This window comes from Desulfurivibrio alkaliphilus AHT 2 (genome assembly GCF_000092205.1).
Lineage (GTDB): Bacteria > Desulfobacterota > Desulfobulbia > Desulfobulbales > Desulfurivibrionaceae > Desulfurivibrio > Desulfurivibrio alkaliphilus.
This window is the reverse complement of record NC_014216.1, coordinates 2,583,490-2,601,217: the sequence shown is the minus strand read 5'-3', so window position 1 is coordinate 2,601,217 and position 17,728 is coordinate 2,583,490. Positions and strand designations below refer to the sequence as shown.

At 61.8% G+C, this 17,728-nt stretch carries 17 protein-coding genes; 4 read left to right on the top strand and 13 right to left on the bottom strand.

All coding sequences use genetic code 11. The annotated features are described in order from the left end of the window. Positions 1-2: 2 nt before the first annotated feature. Entirely contained in the window at positions 3-800 is a 798-nt protein-coding gene (locus tag DAAHT2_RS11335) for an outer membrane lipoprotein-sorting protein (RefSeq protein ID WP_013164413.1), read from the top strand. Positions 801-867: 67 nt separating this feature from the next. On the opposite strand, the gene DAAHT2_RS11330 is transcribed toward DAAHT2_RS11335, so the two are convergent. Both DAAHT2_RS11330 and DAAHT2_RS11325 read right to left on the bottom strand, forming a co-directional pair. Beyond that, positions 868-1,980 (bottom strand): PQQ-dependent sugar dehydrogenase, encoded by a 1,113-nt coding sequence (locus tag DAAHT2_RS11330; RefSeq protein ID WP_218915012.1) that lies wholly within the window; start codon positions 1,978-1,980, stop codon positions 868-870. Between the two features lie 8 nt (positions 1,981-1,988). After that, a complete protein-coding gene (locus tag DAAHT2_RS11325) occupies positions 1,989-2,897 on the bottom strand; it encodes a 50S ribosomal protein L11 methyltransferase (RefSeq protein ID WP_157861474.1) in 909 nt (302 codons plus the stop codon). Positions 2,898-3,487: 590 nt separating this feature from the next. On the opposite strand from DAAHT2_RS11325, the gene DAAHT2_RS11320 reads away from it, so the two are divergent. The 3 genes from DAAHT2_RS11320 (at position 3,488) to DAAHT2_RS11310 (ending at position 7,122) form a co-directional block, all read left to right on the top strand. Further along, positions 3,488-4,777 (top strand): hypothetical protein, encoded by a 1,290-nt coding sequence (locus DAAHT2_RS11320; protein ID WP_013164410.1) that lies wholly within the window; start codon positions 3,488-3,490, stop codon positions 4,775-4,777. 140 nt (positions 4,778-4,917) lie between these two features. Continuing rightward, positions 4,918-5,115: a YgaP family membrane protein gene (locus DAAHT2_RS11315; protein WP_013164409.1), complete on the top strand. Its 198-nt coding sequence runs from the start codon at positions 4,918-4,920 to the stop codon at positions 5,113-5,115. Positions 5,116-5,337: 222 nt separating this feature from the next. Further along, on the top strand, positions 5,338-7,122 hold the full coding sequence (locus DAAHT2_RS11310) for a KamA family radical SAM protein (RefSeq protein ID WP_013164408.1): 1,785 nt from the start codon (positions 5,338-5,340) through the stop codon (positions 7,120-7,122). Positions 7,123-7,185: 63 nt separating this feature from the next. Here the strand turns inward: DAAHT2_RS11310 and bioD are convergent, their stop codons facing one another. The 11 genes from bioD to dapB all read right to left on the bottom strand — a co-directional run bounded on the left by bioD (position 7,186) and on the right by dapB (position 17,728). Next, a complete protein-coding gene (gene bioD, locus DAAHT2_RS11305; RefSeq protein ID WP_013164407.1) occupies positions 7,186-7,956 on the bottom strand; it encodes a dethiobiotin synthase in 771 nt (256 codons plus the stop codon). Between the two features lie 39 nt (positions 7,957-7,995). After that, positions 7,996-9,462 carry an alpha/beta fold hydrolase gene (locus DAAHT2_RS14040; RefSeq protein ID WP_013164406.1) on the bottom strand — a complete coding sequence of 489 codons (1,467 nt, stop codon included), beginning with the start codon at positions 9,460-9,462 and terminating at the stop codon, positions 7,996-7,998. A gap of 33 nt (positions 9,463-9,495) precedes the next feature. Further along, positions 9,496-10,542 (bottom strand): ABC transporter ATP-binding protein, encoded by a 1,047-nt coding sequence (locus DAAHT2_RS11295; RefSeq protein WP_013164405.1) that lies wholly within the window; start codon positions 10,540-10,542, stop codon positions 9,496-9,498. A 12-nt stretch (positions 10,543-10,554) separates the two neighbouring features. Then, on the bottom strand, positions 10,555-12,234 hold the full coding sequence (locus tag DAAHT2_RS11290) for an ABC transporter permease (RefSeq protein WP_013164404.1): 1,680 nt from the start codon (positions 12,232-12,234) through the stop codon (positions 10,555-10,557). A gap of 434 nt (positions 12,235-12,668) precedes the next feature. Further along, positions 12,669-13,700, bottom strand: a complete 1,032-nt coding sequence (locus tag DAAHT2_RS11285; protein WP_013164403.1) for a Fe(3+) ABC transporter substrate-binding protein — start codon at positions 13,698-13,700, stop codon at positions 12,669-12,671. Between the two features lie 312 nt (positions 13,701-14,012). Continuing rightward, complete coding sequence (locus DAAHT2_RS14035) at positions 14,013-14,822, bottom strand: 16S rRNA (guanine(527)-N(7))-methyltransferase RsmG (RefSeq protein ID WP_013164402.1); 810 nt, start codon at positions 14,820-14,822, stop codon at positions 14,013-14,015. Positions 14,823-14,828: 6 nt separating this feature from the next. Continuing rightward, the gene (gene pgsA / locus DAAHT2_RS11275; RefSeq protein WP_013164401.1) at positions 14,829-15,404 is read right to left on the bottom strand and encodes a CDP-diacylglycerol--glycerol-3-phosphate 3-phosphatidyltransferase; all 576 of its coding nucleotides are present in this window, start codon (positions 15,402-15,404) and stop codon (positions 14,829-14,831) included. 6 nt (positions 15,405-15,410) lie between these two features. Beyond that, entirely contained in the window at positions 15,411-16,058 is a 648-nt protein-coding gene (gene fsa / locus DAAHT2_RS11270; RefSeq protein ID WP_013164400.1) for a fructose-6-phosphate aldolase, read from the bottom strand. 41 nt (positions 16,059-16,099) lie between these two features. Next, positions 16,100-16,363: an eL24 family ribosomal protein gene (locus tag DAAHT2_RS11265; protein ID WP_013164399.1), complete on the bottom strand. Its 264-nt coding sequence runs from the start codon at positions 16,361-16,363 to the stop codon at positions 16,100-16,102. A 58-nt stretch (positions 16,364-16,421) separates the two neighbouring features. Then, positions 16,422-16,910, bottom strand: a complete 489-nt coding sequence (gene folK / locus DAAHT2_RS11260) for a 2-amino-4-hydroxy-6-hydroxymethyldihydropteridine diphosphokinase (RefSeq protein ID WP_245526877.1) — start codon at positions 16,908-16,910, stop codon at positions 16,422-16,424. Positions 16,911-16,915: 5 nt separating this feature from the next. Further along, positions 16,916-17,728, bottom strand: a complete 813-nt coding sequence (gene dapB / locus DAAHT2_RS11255) for a 4-hydroxy-tetrahydrodipicolinate reductase (RefSeq protein ID WP_013164397.1) — start codon at positions 17,726-17,728, stop codon at positions 16,916-16,918.

Here is a 17,728-nt window from a genome sequence, read left to right as displayed (position 1 = left end):
CCATGACTTTACGAATTTTCAGGCTTTGTAGCCTGGCTTTGCTGCTGCTGTTGTTCGGCTGGGCCGGCCCGGCCCTGGCCATGCCAGTGGAGGAAATCGTCGAGCGGGCCAACCTGGCTTCCTATTATGCCGGCAGCGACGGCCGCTCCGAGGTGCAGATGACCATCACCGACGCCCAGGGCCGGGAACGGCAACGGCAGTTCGTGATCCTGCGGCTTAACTTGGAAGAAGGGGGGCGCCAGCTCTACTACGTCTACTTCGAGCGGCCCGCCGATGTCCGCCGCATGGTCTTCATGGTCCACAAATACCTGGACCGCGACGACGACCGCTGGCTCTTTCTGCCCGATCTCGACCTGGTGCGCCGAATTGCCGCCGCCGACAAGCGCAGCAGCTTCGCCGGCTCCCACTTCCTCTACGAGGACGTCTCCGGCCGGGCTCCCACCGAAGACCGCCACGAGCTGGCGGAAGAAACCGCGGAACATTACATCCTGGATGTCACCCCCCTCGATCCGGCGACGGTGGAGTTCTCCCGCTACCGGGTGTGGATCGACAAGGAAAGTTTCCTGCCGATCAAGGCGGAATACCATGACCGCAGCGACAACATCTACCGGGTGGTGGAGGCCTTGGAGATCGAAGAGATCGACGGCTTTCCCACCGTGGTGAAATCCCGGGTAAGAGACCTGGAGGGAGGCGGTGAAACGGTGATGGCGTTTGCCAACGTGCGCTACGACATCGGCCTGGACGAGTCCCTGTTCACCGAGCGTTTCCTGCGGCGGCCGCCACGGGAAGTGCGCCGGTAAGCGTCCGGCCGCACTGCATTTTTAGGCAGGACCTCAGCCTTGGCCGGTTCATGGTTGGAGCGACAAACTAAAATCGCCGCGTATTGATCACCAGCAGAAGATCGTCGTCCGATCCGGCAAGCCCCCTGCCGTCCCGATTGCTGGTGAGGAGATACAGGAATCCTTCCGGGCCCGCAACCACATCCCGCAGCCTGCCAAAATCGCCGGTTAGGTGGGCGGTCAGCACCGGATTATCCCGGCTGAGATTGAACTGATAAAGGGTTCTGCCCCGCAAACCCGCGAAGTACATCGAATCACCAAGCACATCGGCTCCCGACGGGGCCCAGGTTTCCCGGCCGCTGTGGAGCACCGGTGTAACCATGCCGGCCGCCTCTTCATCACCCCTGATGACGGGCCAGCCATAGTTTTTCCCCGGCTGGATCAGATTGATCTCATCCCGTCCGATGGGACCGTGTTCAGTGGCCCAGAGGCGGCCGTCCTCATCCCAGGCCAACCCCTGGGGGTTACGATGGCCGTAGGAATAGACCGGTGAGCCGGCAAAAGGATTGTCCTCGGGAATGGAGCCATCATCACGCACCCGCAGGATCTTGCCCGCCAGAGAGGCGGGATCCTGGGAGGCCTGAGGCCTTTCCGCGTCCCCGGTGGTAATATAGAGCTTGGCGTCGGGGCCAAATTTGATGCGGCCGCCGTTGTGGGTCCGGGCGCCGGGGATCCGGTCCAGGATCGTTTGCGGATCGGACATAACCTGATTGGTGAAGGTATAGGCGACCACCTTGTTAGCCGGATTTTGGCCCTCAAGATAAGTGTAGTAGAGAAAGACCCGACGAGTTCGCTCAAATTCGGGATGAACGGCCAGCCCGAGCAGCCCTCCCTCTCCCCGATGGAGAACCTCCTCCACGACCAGAACCGCTTCCGGTAGCAGTCCCTCCCGGGGCGTGACGAGCCTGACCCGCCCCGGTCTTTCCGTCACCAGGATTCGGCCGTCCGGCAAGAAATCCAGGCTCCAGGGAATTTCCAGGTTGGCAGCGAGCACGGCAAAGTCCTGATCGACCATTTTTTCCGTCAACTCTGCGGGAACAGTTCCCGCCAGGTTGGATACCCTTTTGCCGGCCTGATTATACCAGAACAGCGAGATCCCGGTGGCGGCGAGGATAAGTACGACAGCGATAATCCTGGACATGTTTTTCATTACCTTGGTGGTTGTTTTTCGGCGTCCGACTTATTTTTTCGATTCTTTAGCGTCAGGCTGTCGCCATCGAGGGTTCTTTGCGTGCCCTCGTCCCGCCTGGCCTCCCAGGGGAAACTGCCCTCGCTCCGCTCCTCGCGGCCGGCTATAACCCCACCGACGACGCGCCCTCGATAGGTCACCGCCTGGCTGATTCCATCCAGCCTGCGTTTTGCGGTGATCGTAACCTGATCTCCCGCCACCTTGCCGTTGAAGAGGGCGATGGTGGTTTGCCCGGTGCTGATTGCTCCACTTACTGTTTGGAAATTCTGGTTTATTTCCATGACGTAACTGCGGCCGTCCGCCCCGGACCACCGCCAGGTGCCGGTCACGTTCGCCGGAATAATCCAGAAGTAAATGGGGCGCCCCTTTTCGCTCTGCAGATCGGGCTGCCATTCTCCCATGCTGAAAGCATGGGATACCACCCGGGTCCCCGGCTGCAATACCTCCAACAGCCTGGGCCGCAACCGGAGATTGATCTCGGGCAGCAGATACAAGGTGACCACTGTGGCGTCTCCGATTCTGGCATCAAACAGATCCTGTTCAATGAACACCACCCGGTCGGCAACCCCGGCGGCCTTCGCATTCACCTTGCTTGCCCGGATCAGCTCGGGATCGATTTCGATGCCGACTCCGCTGGCGCCCATTGTGGCGGCGGTAATGACGATGCGGCCGTCACCGCTACCAAGGTCATAAACCACATCGCCTTCCCCTACCCCGGCCATGGTCAGCATTTCGATCACCGTTTCCTGGGGAGTAGGGACATAGGGCACATCGGCGGCCACACAAGGACCGGCCAGCAGCCACAAAGCGAAGACCGCCATTAGCAGCCAGCCTCCGAGAGCCTTCAGTTGGGATCGTTGCTTGTTCATGTTTTTTATCCATGCGGTGTTTAATGACCCGAAAATAAGCAACGGGATCTTCCTGGGCATGGCCTGAAAAAATGCCGCAGTTGTGCTTCCACCTCTTTACTGATCCAAAGGTTGCCGATAGCATTGATTGCAGCAAAAGCGCACTCAGGTGTCAACCAATAAACGAGGTCATAATATGCCGGATCAACGGTTGTCAGGACAAACTTCCTGGTGGTGGCGGCTTTCCGTTTCCCGGAACTCCGAGAAGATAGCCCGGCACGGTTCACCGCTAAAGCGCTCCACAACTTGCAGTTCCACGCCTGGTTGAGCAGATTTCCGAGGGAGCAGCTTGCAAAGAACAGATCGACTTTGCTGTTCAGTCGCCTTACTACTTGCTGTTCTTGGTTCCCCGTGATATTTTACCTTATTGTCTCTTCTTTTTGATTTTGTTGAGTTTTTAGCGATTTTCAATACATCAAAAAGCAAGGGGTGTTTTATTTGTGAAATCGAAGCATTGGGTTGGTTATCTGCTCAAACCCGGAATTTCAGCTTGAAGTTTGCCGGCTGGCAATCGGCTTTGGTAAACAATCAGCAACCTATCGGGAAAACACATGATTTCTCTGTCTAAACGTTTCATGCCGGCGCTCTTGGCTGCCTTCCTGCTGCTGCCGCTGCCGGCGGCCGGCGGGATTGCCGGGGTGCAGGATTATTTTTTCGACCGTTTTGATACCGACCTGCACGGCTTTATCGAAGCCCGGGGCGGGCTGCGGCTGGACCGGGAAGAGGATCAGCGGGACGCCTCCATCGGCGAGGCCAGGTTGCAGCTTGATTTCAGCCGCTGGCTGGGTGACGGTGAGTTACGGCTGAAAACCGACCTGCTGGCCGACGGGGTGATGGAAGAGTTGCGCTTTGAACTGCGGGAGGCCAACTACGACTTCTCACCCCATCCCGATCTCGATGTCCGCCTGGGCCGCCAGGTACTGACCTGGGGTACCGGTGACCTGCTCTTCATCAACGATGTCTTTGCCAAGGACTGGGAATCATTTTTCATCGGCCGGGACGATGAGTATTTAAAAAAGGCCTCGGATGCCGTGCGGCTGGGAATCTTTGCCGGGCCGGTGAACCTGGACCTGGTTTATGTGCCACTGGTCACTCACTCCAATTATATCGACGGCTCCCGGCTCTCCTATTGGCATGGCGGCCAGCAGAGGATTGCCGGGCGCGACCAGATCGCCCGAGACAAAAGCCGCAACCGGGTCTTCCGGGACAGCGAAACCGCCCTGCGCCTTTATCGCCAGCAAGGCAGCATCGAGTACGCCCTGTATGGCTACTACGGTTTCTGGAGCACCCCGGAAGGGATGGACCCGGACTCCGGCCGCCTGATCTACCCCCGGCTGGGGGTTTACGGGGCCAGTGTCCGCGGGCCGTTGCTGGGCGGGATCAGCAACCTGGAAGTGGGTTATTACCACTCGCTGGATGACACCTCCGGCCGCGATCCCCTGATCCGCAACAGCGAATGGCGGCTGCTGGCCGGCCACGAGCGGGAGCTGGCCCGGGATCTGACCGCCGGCCTCCAGTATTACCTGGAACGCAAGGTGCAGTACAACAATTACCTGGCTTCCCTGCCTCCCGGCGCCCCGGCGGCGGACCATAACCGTCACCTGCTGACCCTGCGGCTGACCCGGCTGCTGCTGCAACAGAACCTGACCCTGTCACTTTTTGTTTACTGGTCGCCATCGGACCAGGACGGCCACCTGCGCCCCAAGGCCAATTACAAGATCAGCGACCAGTTGGCGGTGGAGGCCGGCGCCAACCTGTTCCGCGGCAGCCGGGACCATACCTTCTGGGGGCAGTTTGAGGACAACAGCAACGTCTACTTAGGCCTGCGCCGCACTTTCTAATCTTGTAATCGTTCAGCAGCACCGCACCTTCGGGCGATCAGCCAGGCTTGAGTACCGGGTGTACGCGGCGCCTGGCTGCTTGCCCGAATCTGCGGCGCTGCTGAACGATTACCTAATCTTTACATAAGGAGACCAACCACATGATAGTCAACGACTGGATTCACGTCTTTGCCGGCACCTTTATCCTGGTCGGCCTGGCCCTGGGCACCTGGGTACACCCCTACTGGTATTTCCTGCCCGCCTTTGTCGGCGCCAACCTCTTTCAGTACGGCTTCAGCAAGTTCTGCCCCCTGGGAATCATCCTCAAAAAACTGGGCGTACCGGAAAACCGGAGCTGACCGCGGGCGTAATCGTTCAGCAGCACCGCATCTTCGGGCGATCAGCCAGGCTTGAGTACCCGGTGTACGCTGCACCTGGCTGCTTACCCGAATCTGCGGCACTGCTGAACGATTACGGCCCGTTAGACCGGTAAGTTAGTACCCCTGGTGAACGGTTACCCGCGGGCAGCGACCAATCGGCAGGCTTGACTGTTACCACCGGAACCGCTACGCTTAGTTGCCATGGAGCCCAGCATCTTCACCGCCAAATACCTGCTCAAGACCAACCCCTATTTTTTTGCCGTGGTGCGGGAAGCCCAGGACCTGGAAGGGGCCCGGGGACGCCTGCTGCAACTGGCCGACCGGCTGGAGGCCCGCAGCGGCGGCGGGGAGATCGAGCAGGACGCCGGCATCCAAACCCGGATTCGGGACTGCGTCGCGGTTTTGCGCTCGATGCTCAAGCCGGACTCGGAGGCGGCGGCGGGTTTCAGCGTGGCCGAGGCCCTGTGGGACATCGCCCGCCATCAGCCCCGGCCGGAGTTGACCCCGGCCTTTTACGCCGAGTTTTTTTATCTCTGCAAAGGCTTGGAGGGTCAAGGACCGCGCCGGGCGCTGGATTCCATCCACCTTACCCCCGTTAAGGCCAGCGGCCGACCCGCCGCCCGTATTCGCTCCCGCCAGTTGGACGATCTCTGGAGCGAGGTGGACCGTTACATGGAATCCTACCCCCTGGGGCTGGCCGAGCAGGCGGTGGCCCGGCGACAGGCCCGACGGGAGCGAATCATCAAGGAGCTGGGGGCCGACCTGGATGCCTGGCATGACTGGCGCTGGCAGATCCGCCATATCGTGCGGGAACTGGAGACCCTTGAAAAGCTGGTAAAACTCAGCGACAGTGAACGGGAGGCGGTGGCGCTGGCCCGCAAGCACAAGCTGCCGTTCGGCATCACCCCCTATTACCTGAGCCTGATGGATGACGAGTTGGGCGGCCGCGACGCCTCAATCCGGGCCCAGGTGCTGCCCCCCATGAATTATGTCCAGGGGGTGCTGGCGGTCAAAGACCCCTCCTGCCTGGATTTCATGGGCGAAGAGGATACCTCGCCCTTTGACCTGATCACCCGCCGCTACCCCGCCATCTGCATCCTGAAGCCCTACAACACCTGCCCCCAGATCTGCGTCTACTGCCAGCGCAACTGGGAGATCGACGAGGTCATGGCCCCCGGGGCCTTTGCCGGCATGGAGAAGATCAAGGAGGCCATCGACTGGATCCACGACCACCCGGCCATCCACGAAGTGCTGATCACCGGCGGCGACCCCCTGGCCATGGGCAACGAAACCCTGGCGGAAATCATTGAGCGGGTGGCGGCGATCCCCACCGTGGAGCGGATCCGGCTCGGCACCCGAACCCTGGTCACCATGCCCATGCGCTTCACCGAGGGCCTGGCGGGGCTGATCGCCCGCCATCACCGCCCCGGCCGCCGCGAGGTGGCGGTGATGACCCATGTCCAGCACCCCTACGAAATCACCCCGGAAATGGTGGAGGCGGTAAACCGCCTGCGGCAGCTTGGGATTCCGGTTTACAATCAGCTGGTTTACACCTTTTTCATCTCCCGCCGTTTCGAGGCGGCCTGCCTGCGCCGCCAGCTGCGCTTAAGCGGCATCGACCCATACTACACCTTCAACACCAAGGGGAAGGACGAAACCATCGGCTACCGGGTGCCCATCGCCCGGCTGATCCAGGAGCAGGAAGAAGAGGCCCGGCTGCTGCCCGGCCTGGGCCGCACCGACGAGGCGGTATTCAACGTGCCGCGCCAGGGCAAGAGCTACCTGCGGGCCCGGGAATACCGCAACCTGCTGGCCATCAAGCCCAACGGCGCCCGGGTCTACGAGTTTCTTTCCTGGGAAAAGAAGGTCTCCCAACACACCTCAAGCTACATCAACGAAGACGTGCCGATCCTCGATTACCTGAAACGGCTGAAAAACATCGGCGAAAGCATCTCGGATTACGAATCCATCTGGTATTACTATTGATCTGGGGGATGGCGCTGCCGAGCGCTGCAAGGATTTGGGGAAAACCATCTGTTGAACGAACCATCACAGAGTTAAGTGCTTAAAAATCGCCTCCCCGATGGGGCTGAAGGCGGCGCGGGCGGCGGCCTGGTCGAGGCAGCGGGGCAGGCGCCCGAAGATGGTGGTCTGGCCAAACTCGGCGATGGTGCGCGGGTTGTCGTTGACGATGATCTCCGGCGGATTTTCCTCCTCGTCGCTGAACACCAGGCCCGGAACGGGAATTTGCCGGTGGCGCATGGCCTCCAGGCTCAGCAGGCTGTGGTTGATGGTGCCCAGGCCGCTGCGGGCCACCAGCAGAGTGGGCAGCTTGAGTTGGGCCACCAGGTCGATGAGCAGCAGTTGCCGGGTGAGCGGCACCAGCATCCCCCCCACCCCTTCCACCACCAGCACTTCATGGGCCGCCCGGGCCTGCTCAAACAGGGACAGAAGGCGGGCGGGCTCAATCTCCCGGCCTTCCTGCTCCGCCGCCAGGTGGGGTGAGGCGGGCAGGCGAAAGCGGTACGGCACCGCCAGTTCCAGCTCGGAATCGGGCAAAGTAATTGGTTGTTGCACCGGGCTTTGGGGCCCCCTCCCAGCTAAGACCGCACCGCCAGTTCGGCGGCCTTCTCCGGCCATGGCCAGCACCGTAGCCAGGTCTTCAGGCAAGCCTTCTTCGCAGCCGGTGGCGGCCCATTTCTGGTAACCGGCGTCCAGACCCCGGCGGCGGAGAAAATCCACCAGCAGAGCGCTGATCAAGGTTTTACCGACGCCGGTGTCGGTGGCGCCGACAAAGATCACTTTATTTTTATCTGCCATGCTTTGGCTCCGTGGTGGATTACGTGTAAGCGATCAGGCCTATTCCTTGCCGGCCTGCACCAGAAAGACCTGGAAGCTGATCTGAAAACCGTGGGGCTGGTCGGCAAACCAGCGGCTCAGTTCCCGGTAGTGCCGGGGGGTAAAGGCGGCGGGGCGGCCGGGGCCGCCGGTGCCGGTGTAGCGGAAGTGGCGCAACAGTTCACCGAGGTCGTTGAAACGGCGACTTAAAAAATATTCCTCGACGATGGCGGCGGGAAACAGGGCCGTCACCATGCTCTGCAAGGCTGGGTAATCAACAAAATCGCGGGCCGCCGCCCTGATTTCGCCGCCGGTTACCGCCTGCAGGCCGGCATCCAGCTCACGCAGGGACTGACCGCCGAAAATGGTGGTCAGCAAACGGCCGCCGGGCGTCAGGGCCTCCCGGATCATGGCCAGGGAACGGGGCAGGTCGGCAAACCACTGCAGGGTGGCATTGGCGGTGATCAGGTCGAATAACTGCCGGTTGGCGGCGAGAAAATCCTCCCCCTCCCGGCACAGCAGTTCCAGGCGGGGCGAGGGAGGGCATTTCTCCCGGGCTTGCCGCAGCATCTCCTCGGAGAAATCAAGGGCGGTAATATGGGCCCGAGGCAAACCATCGAGCAGCCGCCGGGTCCAGTTACCGGTGCCGCAACCAAGTTCCAGCACCGACTTCACCTCCTGGTCCGGCGGCAGCCGGCCGGCCAACAGTTCCAAAGTTTGCCCCTGGATCTCGGCATTGGCGTCGTAGGTGGCGGCGGCCCGGCTGAAGCGGCGACGGATCATCGCCTGGCTGCTTGCCGGAATATGCGGCCCGGCTGCCGGGTAGTAATCAAGGAACAGGGCGTGGCCGCCGTGCTCCAGGACCCGGCTGGTGGCGCCGGGCCAGTGCAGTCGCTGCTCCACCGGGGCAATCACGTCCCGCCGGCCGTGCAGGCAATAAACCCGGCAACCGGCGGGCAGTTCAGCGGCTTCGGGCATGGGTGCGGCCAACAACTCCAGCCCCCGCTCCAACACCTCCGGGGCCCGGCGGGCCTGTTCCAGGCACTTTTCTTCCAACATTTGCTGAAAGCACCGGTAGGCTTCCTTGTAGCCCAGAAAACATTTGCGGTAGAAAGAGCGCAGAAAATCCACCGGCTGCCGGGCCAGCTCTCGGCGAATGGCGTCAATCTCATCGGCCGGCCAGGCGGCACGTACCGCCAGCAGATGGACGGCACTTACCCGCTCGGGAAACCGCCGGGCAAGCTCCAGAGCACACCGCCCCCCCAACGACCAGCCGATAATCTCACACTGCTCAAAGCCCTGTCGATCCAGCCAGCCGCCAAACTCCATCGGCAACTCGACAGGATCAAGCAACCCCGAGGGAGACGGACAGGAAAGCGGCTCATCGTCGCGCAGGCTGAACACCCGGCCATCAAACCCCCACCCCGGCAGAAAAACCAGGCCATGCTGCTTGGGTGGCGGTGAATTTTCCGTCTTCTTCGCGGACAATGGTTTTCCTAAGCCCTTTGCCGTGGTCGGCGGTTATTCGGGAAAGAGCACCAGGTGGCGGACATCGGCGTGGATGCCGATCATCTCGCCGGTGGCGTGGGAACAGTGGCTGGGCACCAGGGCCTGGACCGGGTGGCCGCTGTTAAGGCGCAGGGTGTAGAGGATATTGGCGCCGCGAAAATCACGGCGCAGCACCTCGGCCTTGACCGGGCTGGCATCATCGTGAATCACATCCTCGGGCCGGACCAGGACACTGACCCGGCTGCCTGGGGCCATTTTTTCCTCGGTGCCGCTGCCGATCCCCTGCAACAGGCCAAGGCCGGTCTCCACCTTGCCGTCGGCCTTCACCTCGCCGGGCAGCAGCACTCCTTCACCGATGAAGTCGGCCACAAAGCGGGTTTTGGGCCGGTGGTAGAGGTTGTAAGCCGTGTCCCACTGCTGCAGGCGGCCGTCGTACAAGACCCCGATCTCATCGGCCATGGCGAAGGCCTCGAACTGGTCATGGGTGACCAGCAGGGCGGTCAACTCTTCCTGTTTGAGGATTTTGCCCACCTCCCGGGCCAGTTTTTCCCGAATCTCCATATCCAGACTGGAAAAAGGTTCATCCAGCAGCAACAGTTCCGGCCGCGGCGCCATGGCCCGGGCCAGGGCCACCCGCTGCTGCTGGCCGCCGGACAACTGGTGGGGGAACAGCGGCCCGCATTCCTCGAGACCGATCAGCACCAGCAGCTCCGCCACCCGGCGGCGGCGGCTTTTGGCGTCCACCCCGCGCAGCCCGAAGGCAATGTTGTCGGCCACACTAAGGTGGGGAAAAAGGGCCAAGTCCTGGAAGACCATCCCCACCCGGCGTTTTTCCGGCGGCAGGAAGTGGCAGTGGCTGCTGACCAGCTTCTCCCCCAGCCGGATTTTGCCTTGGCGCACCGGCTCAAAACCGGCGATGGCCCTTAGCAGGGTGGTCTTGCCGCAGCCGCTGGGCCCCAGCAGGCAACCGATGGCCCCGCCGCCCAGTTGGAGATCGACCCCCTTGACGATATCCGGGCCGCCGTAGGAGATATGGACATTTTTCACTTCCAGTTGCATAATCTTTACCTGTTACCGTTCTTGCTGTTTGCGGCTTCTGGCAATGGTTAAACTAAGCAGGATCACCGGCACAATCCCCGCCGCCACGATGGCCAGGGCGGCCAGGCTGGACTCGGCCAGGAACTCGTCGGAGGCCAGCTCGAAGGCCCGCACAGCCAGGGTATTGAAGTTAAAGGGGCGTAATACCAGGGTGGCGGGCAGCTCCTTTAAGACATCGACAAAAACCAGCAGCAGGGCGGTGAGCAGGCTGCCCCGCAGCACCGGCAGGTGCACCCGCCGCAGCACCTGCAAGGGGCGCAAGCCCATGACCCGGGCGGCATCGTCCATGGAGTGCTTTACCTTGCCCAAACCGGCTTCCACCGCGTGCAGGGCCACGGCCATGAAGCGGGCCACGTAGGCAAAGAGCAGGGCCGCCACGGTGCCGCTGAGCAGCAGGCCGGTGGAGATATTAAAGTTATCCCGCATCCAACTGTCAACGGTGTTGTCCAGCCAGGCAAAGGGAATGATCACCCCAATGGCAATCACCAGCCCCGGTACGGCATAGCCCATGCTGGCCACCTGGACCCCGGCCCGGATCACCGGCGTGGGCCGCAGTCGCTTGCCGTAGGCCAGCAGCAGGGCCAGGGCCAGGGTCAGCACGGCGGCCCCGGCGGCCAGCAGCAGGCTGTTGCGCATCAGGATCAGAAAATCGGCATCAAAGCTGTGTTCCCAGGTGGCCACGGCCCAGGCGCCGAGTTGGGCCGCCGGCAGCAGAAAACCGAAAGAGAGCGGCAGCAGGCAGACAACAAAAGCGGCCAGGGCCCGGCCGCCTCGCAGTTGATAGCCGGGCAGGTCCTGGTGGCGCTGGCCGGTGTTGTGATAGCGGGCCCGGTGCCGCGACCAGCGCTCCAGCACGATCAGCACCAGCACGAAGGTCATCATCAGGGCGGCCAGTTGGCTGGCCGCGTCGATATCGCCCAGGCCATACCAGGTGCGAAAAATGCCGGTGGTAAAGGTATCGACCCCGAAGTACTGGACGGTGCCGAAATCGGCCAGGGTTTCCATCAGGGCCAGAGTCAAACCGGCGATGATGGCCGGCCGGGCCATGGGCAGGGCCACGGTAAAAAAGGAACGCCAGGGGCCGCAGCCCAAAGTGCGACTGGCCTCCAGCACGCAAACCGACTGCTCCAGGAAGGCGGCCCGGGCCAGCAGATAAACATAGGGGTAGAGCACCAGGGAGAGCATCAAAATCGCCCCGGGCAAAGAGCGGATTTCGGGGAACCAGTAATCGCCGAATCCCCAGTCGAACCAGGCCCGCAGCGCAGTCTGCAGGGGACCGGCAAAGTCCAGCATGCCGGTGTAGGTGTAAGCGATGATGTAGGCGGGCATGGCCATGGGCAGCAGCAGGGCCCACTGAAAAATACGGCGGCCGGGAAAACGGCAGAGGGTGCAGACCCAGGCACAGGAAACCCCGATGAGCAGGGTGCCGACCCCCACTCCCAACATCAGCAGCAGGGTGTTGCCGACATAATCGGGCAGCACGGTGGCGGCCAGATGCCGCCAGACCTCACCGGTGGGCTTGAAGACGGAAGAGAGCACCACCAGCACCGGCACCGATAACGCCAGGGCCACCAGCGGCACCCCCACCCCCCAAAAATCAAGCGGACGGGACCCACCCCGCCCGCCGATATACCGAGCAAAAATGTGTTTCATCGGCACCAAAAACGTTTTCCCACCAGTAAAAAAAAGTAAAAACCCACAGGTACAACCCGCAGGTATAAAAAGCCATCAGCCGAAGATATGTGGTTGTGGCGAAGGGGTGGGTGCCGATAAAACCGGTAGCGGCTCATTGTCGGCAGTTCTGCCGACAAAAACAGACTAAGCTCGGCGGGCATCCATGCCCGCCTCCGAGGCGGCGGCGGCCTCCTGCGCGTCCATGCGCCCGGCCGCCGCCGAACCCGCCGCTACCGGTTTTACCGGCACCCGTCCAGACCCCAAGCACCTTGCCTGTTGCACCCCGGCACTCCCTTATTTTACAACGTAACCGTTCAGCAGTGCCGCAGGTTGCGGCAAGCGGACCGGCGCCGCGTACATCAGTACGCAAGCCGGGCCGATCGCCGCAAGATGCGGTGCTGCTGCAAGTTTTTTCAGCGCCAACCGGCGCGGTCCATCAGGCGCACCGCCTCCGGGTTGTATTCGCCCAGGCGAGCCAGGTCCAGATCATCGGCCCGGAATTCACCCCAGGCGGCCAGGGTGTCGCTCAGTTCCACCCCGGGGCGTACCGGAAATTCGTAGTTGGCCGAGGCATACCAGCTCTGTGCCTCTTCGCTGACCAAAAATTCCAGCAGCTTGACCGCATTGTCCCGGTTACGGGCATACTTGGCAACCCCGGCGCCGCTGACGTTGATGTGCGTACCGTAACCTTCCTGGTCGGGCCAGATCAACCCGGTGGCCGCCACGGCGTCTTGGTCGGCCTCGCTGCCGTTGGCCATTCCCCCGATGTAGTAGGTATTTACCACGGCCAGATCACATTGTCCAGCGGCCACCGCCCGGATCTGATCACGGTCGCCGCCCCGAGGGGGGCGGGCCAGATTGGCCATCAGCCCCCGCACCCACTCTTCGGTGGCTTCCACCCCCAAGTGGGCAATACGGGACGCCACCAGGGACTGGTTGTAGACGTTGGCAGAGGAGCGAATGCAAATTTTGTTGCCCAGGGCCGGGTCGGCCAAGTCGGCGTAGGAAGTGATGCCGGCCGGATCAAAACGATCTTTGGCGTAGATGATTACCCGGGCCCGCTGAGAGAGCCCGAACCAGTGCCCTTCTGGATCCCGCAGGTTGACGGGAATCACTTCATTCAATACCGCGGATTCAACCGGCTGAAAAACCCCGGCCACCATGGCCTGGTTCAAGTTGCCGGCATCCACGGTGAGCAGCAGATCGGCCGGGGAGTTGCGCCCTTCACTTTGCAGCCGCTGCAGCAAAGCTTCCGGTCGCCCGGCCACCAGATTAACTTTGATCCCGCTCTGTTCCGTGAATCGATCCAGCAGCGGTTTGATCAGCGCCTCCTGGCGGGCCGAATAGATGTTGACCTCACCGGCCGCGGCGACCGGCGCCGGTGCCCCGGCCACCGTGAAGACCAGCAATAACATGGGAACGAGCATCGAGTAAAGACGGTACATGACCAAAACCTCCAAAAGAGAGTCGGAAAACAGGGCCCGACAGGATCAACAACTGGCTTACACCCTGCCGGGAGCAAAAAAACCCGGGACGGAGGGTTGCGCGCTAACCCACCCGTCGATTTCAAGTTCTATCTACCACTCTTTTTTGGAGATGTCTAATCTTTTTTTAGGTACCCATAACTTTATGTCGCCTACAACATTGCCCCCCCCAACGCCAACGTGTTCCTTGGCTCGGCGGGGCTTTATGGGTCGAAGCAGGATTATCCGGGAAGACTTTGGGTCAGGACTGCCTTGAGAACCCCGAACATAACTCTACAGTTCGGCTTTGCGAAAAACCAGCAGGGTGCGGCAGGCGGCGGTAAAGGGAAGGGTAAAGGTGGCGCTCTGTTCCAGGGAGTATGGCGAATCGGGTTGTTGCCGCCGCCAGGCGGCCAGTTCGGCTTCGGCCTTGGGCCCTTTCATGCAGATCACCCGGCCGCCGGGAGGGCTCAAGGGGGCACAAAGGGCCAGGAAGGGGGCGATGGCGGTGAAGGCCCGGCTGGTGATCAGCGCGAAGCGGTCCGCCGGCGCCTCTTGGGAGTCGGTTACCGGCTCCAGTCTTTGGGCCAGCACCTGGGTACCCTCCTGCAACTTGAGGGTGCGAATAACATGGCGCAGAAAGGAAACCCTCTTGGCGCGAGGCTCCATCAGGGTTACCGCCAAGGCCTCAGGGCGCCAGCACTTCAGCGCCAGCCCGGGAAAACCGGCGCCGGTGCCCACATCCAACAAAGATAAACGCGAACAATCACCGGCCAACGCAGGTTGCTGCAAGCGGGACGGCGATGGGTGATCGGGGACGGATATCAAATCCGTCCCCTTATGAGCCGGTTTGATCGCCGCAAGAGGTGGAGCCCGATGATCGTTTACGGGCAAGTCGGCCAGCAGGGGCCAGAGGGTCAGAGAATCGAGAAAGTGGGTGGCCAGCAGTTCTCTGGGCGGGGCGGCGGCCACCAGGTTAATGCGGCGGGACCATTTAAGCAGTTCCTCGTGGTAGCGGCAGAGCCGGGCAATGGCTGCCGGCTCGGGCGGCAACCCCAGCTGCTGGAGTCCCTCGGCCAGGATATCGGCGCAACCGCTATTCACCGGGGATCAGGAAGAGGAAATTGTGGGCAGGTAGAGTTTTTGAAAACGCACGAAGTACTCCACCCCGGACCAGACGGTGAGCACCATGGCCACCATCAGCAGCGCCCCGCCTATTTCGTGCAGGTAGGGCAGCGGCAGCAGAGAGGCGGGAAAGATCAGCACACAAAGGGCAATGTACTGGAACACGCTCTTGAGCTTGCCCATTTTACCGGCGGCGATCACAATCCCGGCGTCGGCCGCCACCCCCCGGAAGCCGGTGATCACCAGCTCCCGGGCCAGAATCACAAAGGCCACCCAGGCCGCCACCTTGCCCAAAGGGATCAGCATGATCAGGGCCACGGCGATAAGCACCTTGTCGGCCAGGGGGTCCATCAGCTTGCCCAGCACCGATTCACTCTGCATCTTGCGGGCGAAATAGCCGTCGGCCAAGTCGGTGAGGGCCCCGGAAAGAAAAAGCACAAAGGCGACCAGGCCGGCCAGTTCACCGGCCCCGGGCAGCAGGCAAAGCAGAATAAAGGGCACCACCGCAAACCGGTAGGCGGTCAGCAGATTGGGCAGGGTTATGATCTTCCGATGCGGCATCTTTATTTACTTGCGGGGTCTTTTGGACCAGTCGGCAAGAAATTTTTCCATGCCGATATCGGTGAGCGGATGCGCGGCCAACTGGGAGATTACCTTGAAGGGGATGGTGGCGATATGGGCACCCATCAGGGCAGATTCCACTACGTGAATGGGGTTGCGCACACTGGCCACGATAATCTCGGTGGTGAAGCCATAGTTTTCGTAGATGGTGAGAATGTCCTGCACCAGGTTAAGGCCGTTTTCGGAAATATCATCCAACCGCCCGACAAAGGGGGAAACATAAGCAGCCCCGGCCTTGGCCGCCATCAGGGCCTGGCTGGGTGAAAAAACCAAGGTGACGTTGGTCTTGATCCCTTCCTCCGCCAGCTGCTTGACCGCCTTGAGCCCCGCCGTGGTCATGGGCACCTTGATCACGATGTTGGGGTGCAGCTTGGCCAGTTGACGCCCTTCCTCCACCATGCCGTCGCTTTCCGAGCTGATCACCTCGGCGCTGATGGGCCCATCCACCAGGGCGGTGATCTCCTTCAGCAGGGCTTCAAAGGGTTTGTTTTCCTTGGCCACCAGGGAGGGGTTGGTGGTAACCCCATCCACCATGCCCATATCCACGGCCTGGGCAATCTCTTCTAGGTTGGCGGTATCAATAAAGAATTTCATGGTTTCCTCCAGATTTTGTTCAACTGTTAAATTGACCGGGCTCAGCCCCCGTCATTGTTGTTGATGAAAGCCTGCCGGCATTTTTCGCTGCAGAAAAAAAATTCCCGCTCACCGCGGCGGTGCCGCAGGGCCTGACCGCGGGGCACGTATGTGCCGCAGGAGGGGTCCTGTTCCAGCACGTCGTTAAGTGCCGCCGGCTGACCCTGTTCCGCCTCCGCGGCCAATCGTTTTTTGCGCCCGGCCATATAAAGACGGTACAGCAGATACCCCAGGACAAGCAAAATAATAATTTTAATCGGGTGCATCCGGACCGTCCTTAAACATTGATAGTCTCGCAAAAACCCGCCAAACGGGTTGTAATAATCACCAGCTGTCGGGTCGTAGCTGCTGCTCCCCGGCCGCCGCCAACGCCACCGCCAGTTGGGCAACACTCTGCCCCCGGCCCGGCACCACCAGTTCCGGCGCCAGTTCCCTTAAGGGTTCCAGCACAAAGCGGCGGCGGTGCAGTTCCGGATGCGGCACCACCAAGTGGGCCAACTTGATCAACCGGTCACCGTAAAGCAGCAGGTCCAGATCAATGGGCCGGTCGAACCCCTGGCGCGGCCGGTCCCGGCCCAACTCGGTCTCGATTTGCAACAGCAGGGCCAGCAACTCCTCCGCCGCCAGTTCGGTCTCCAGCTCCCCCACCGCATTGGTAAACCACTGTTCACTGGCCCCGCCCATCGGCTCACTGCGCCAAGGGCGAGATAAGCGCCGGGTGAAGACGCCCGGCGCAACACCCAGGCGCTGCCAGGCCCGGAGCAAATTGCCGCGCCCGTCCCCCAGGTTGGCACCCAGGCCGACATAGGCCACAACCCTCAAAAGTCTTCCAGGCCCAGCACGTCGAACATGGTGTACAGCCCCTTGGGCTTGTCCACCACCCAGGCGGCCGCCAGGGCGGCGCCGCGGGCGAAATTGTCGCGATTGTGGGCCCGGTGGGTAAGCTCCAGGCGCTCGCCGGCGCCGGCAAAGTAGACCGTGTGCTCGCCGACGATATCACCGGCGCGGATGGTCTGGATGCCGATCTCCTGGTCGCTGCGCTCACCGATGATGCCGTGGCGGGCATAAACCCCGACTTTATCCAGGTCGCGCCCCACCCCTTGGGCCACCATTTCCCCCAGCTTGAGGGCGGTGCCGCTGGGGGCGTCCTTTTTCATCCGGTGGTGGGCCTCGACGATCTCGATATCGTAGTTGTCGCCCAGCACTGCGGCCATCTTGCGGGCCACCTTGAACAGCACATTGACCCCCACCGCCATGTTGGGCGCCTGCACGCAGGGGAAGGCGTCGGCGGCCAGGTTGCGCAAATCCTCCAGGTTCTCGGTGGTCAACCCGGTGGTGCCGATGACCATGGCCTTGCCTTTGCCGGCCGCCAGCCGGGCCAGCTTCATGGTGGCCTCGTGGAAGGTGAAATCGATGACCACCTCCCCCTGCTCCAGGGCCGCTTCCGCATCACCCAGCACCTTAATACCCAGCTTGCCCAGACCGGCCAACTCTCCCAGGTCCTGCCCCACCTCGGGGCTGTCCGGCCGTTCAAAACCGGCGGCCAGCTCCAGGCCGGGCTGCTGCTGTACCATGGCGCAAATCCTGCGCCCCATCCGGCCGGCGGCGCCGGCCACGATTACCTTAGTCAT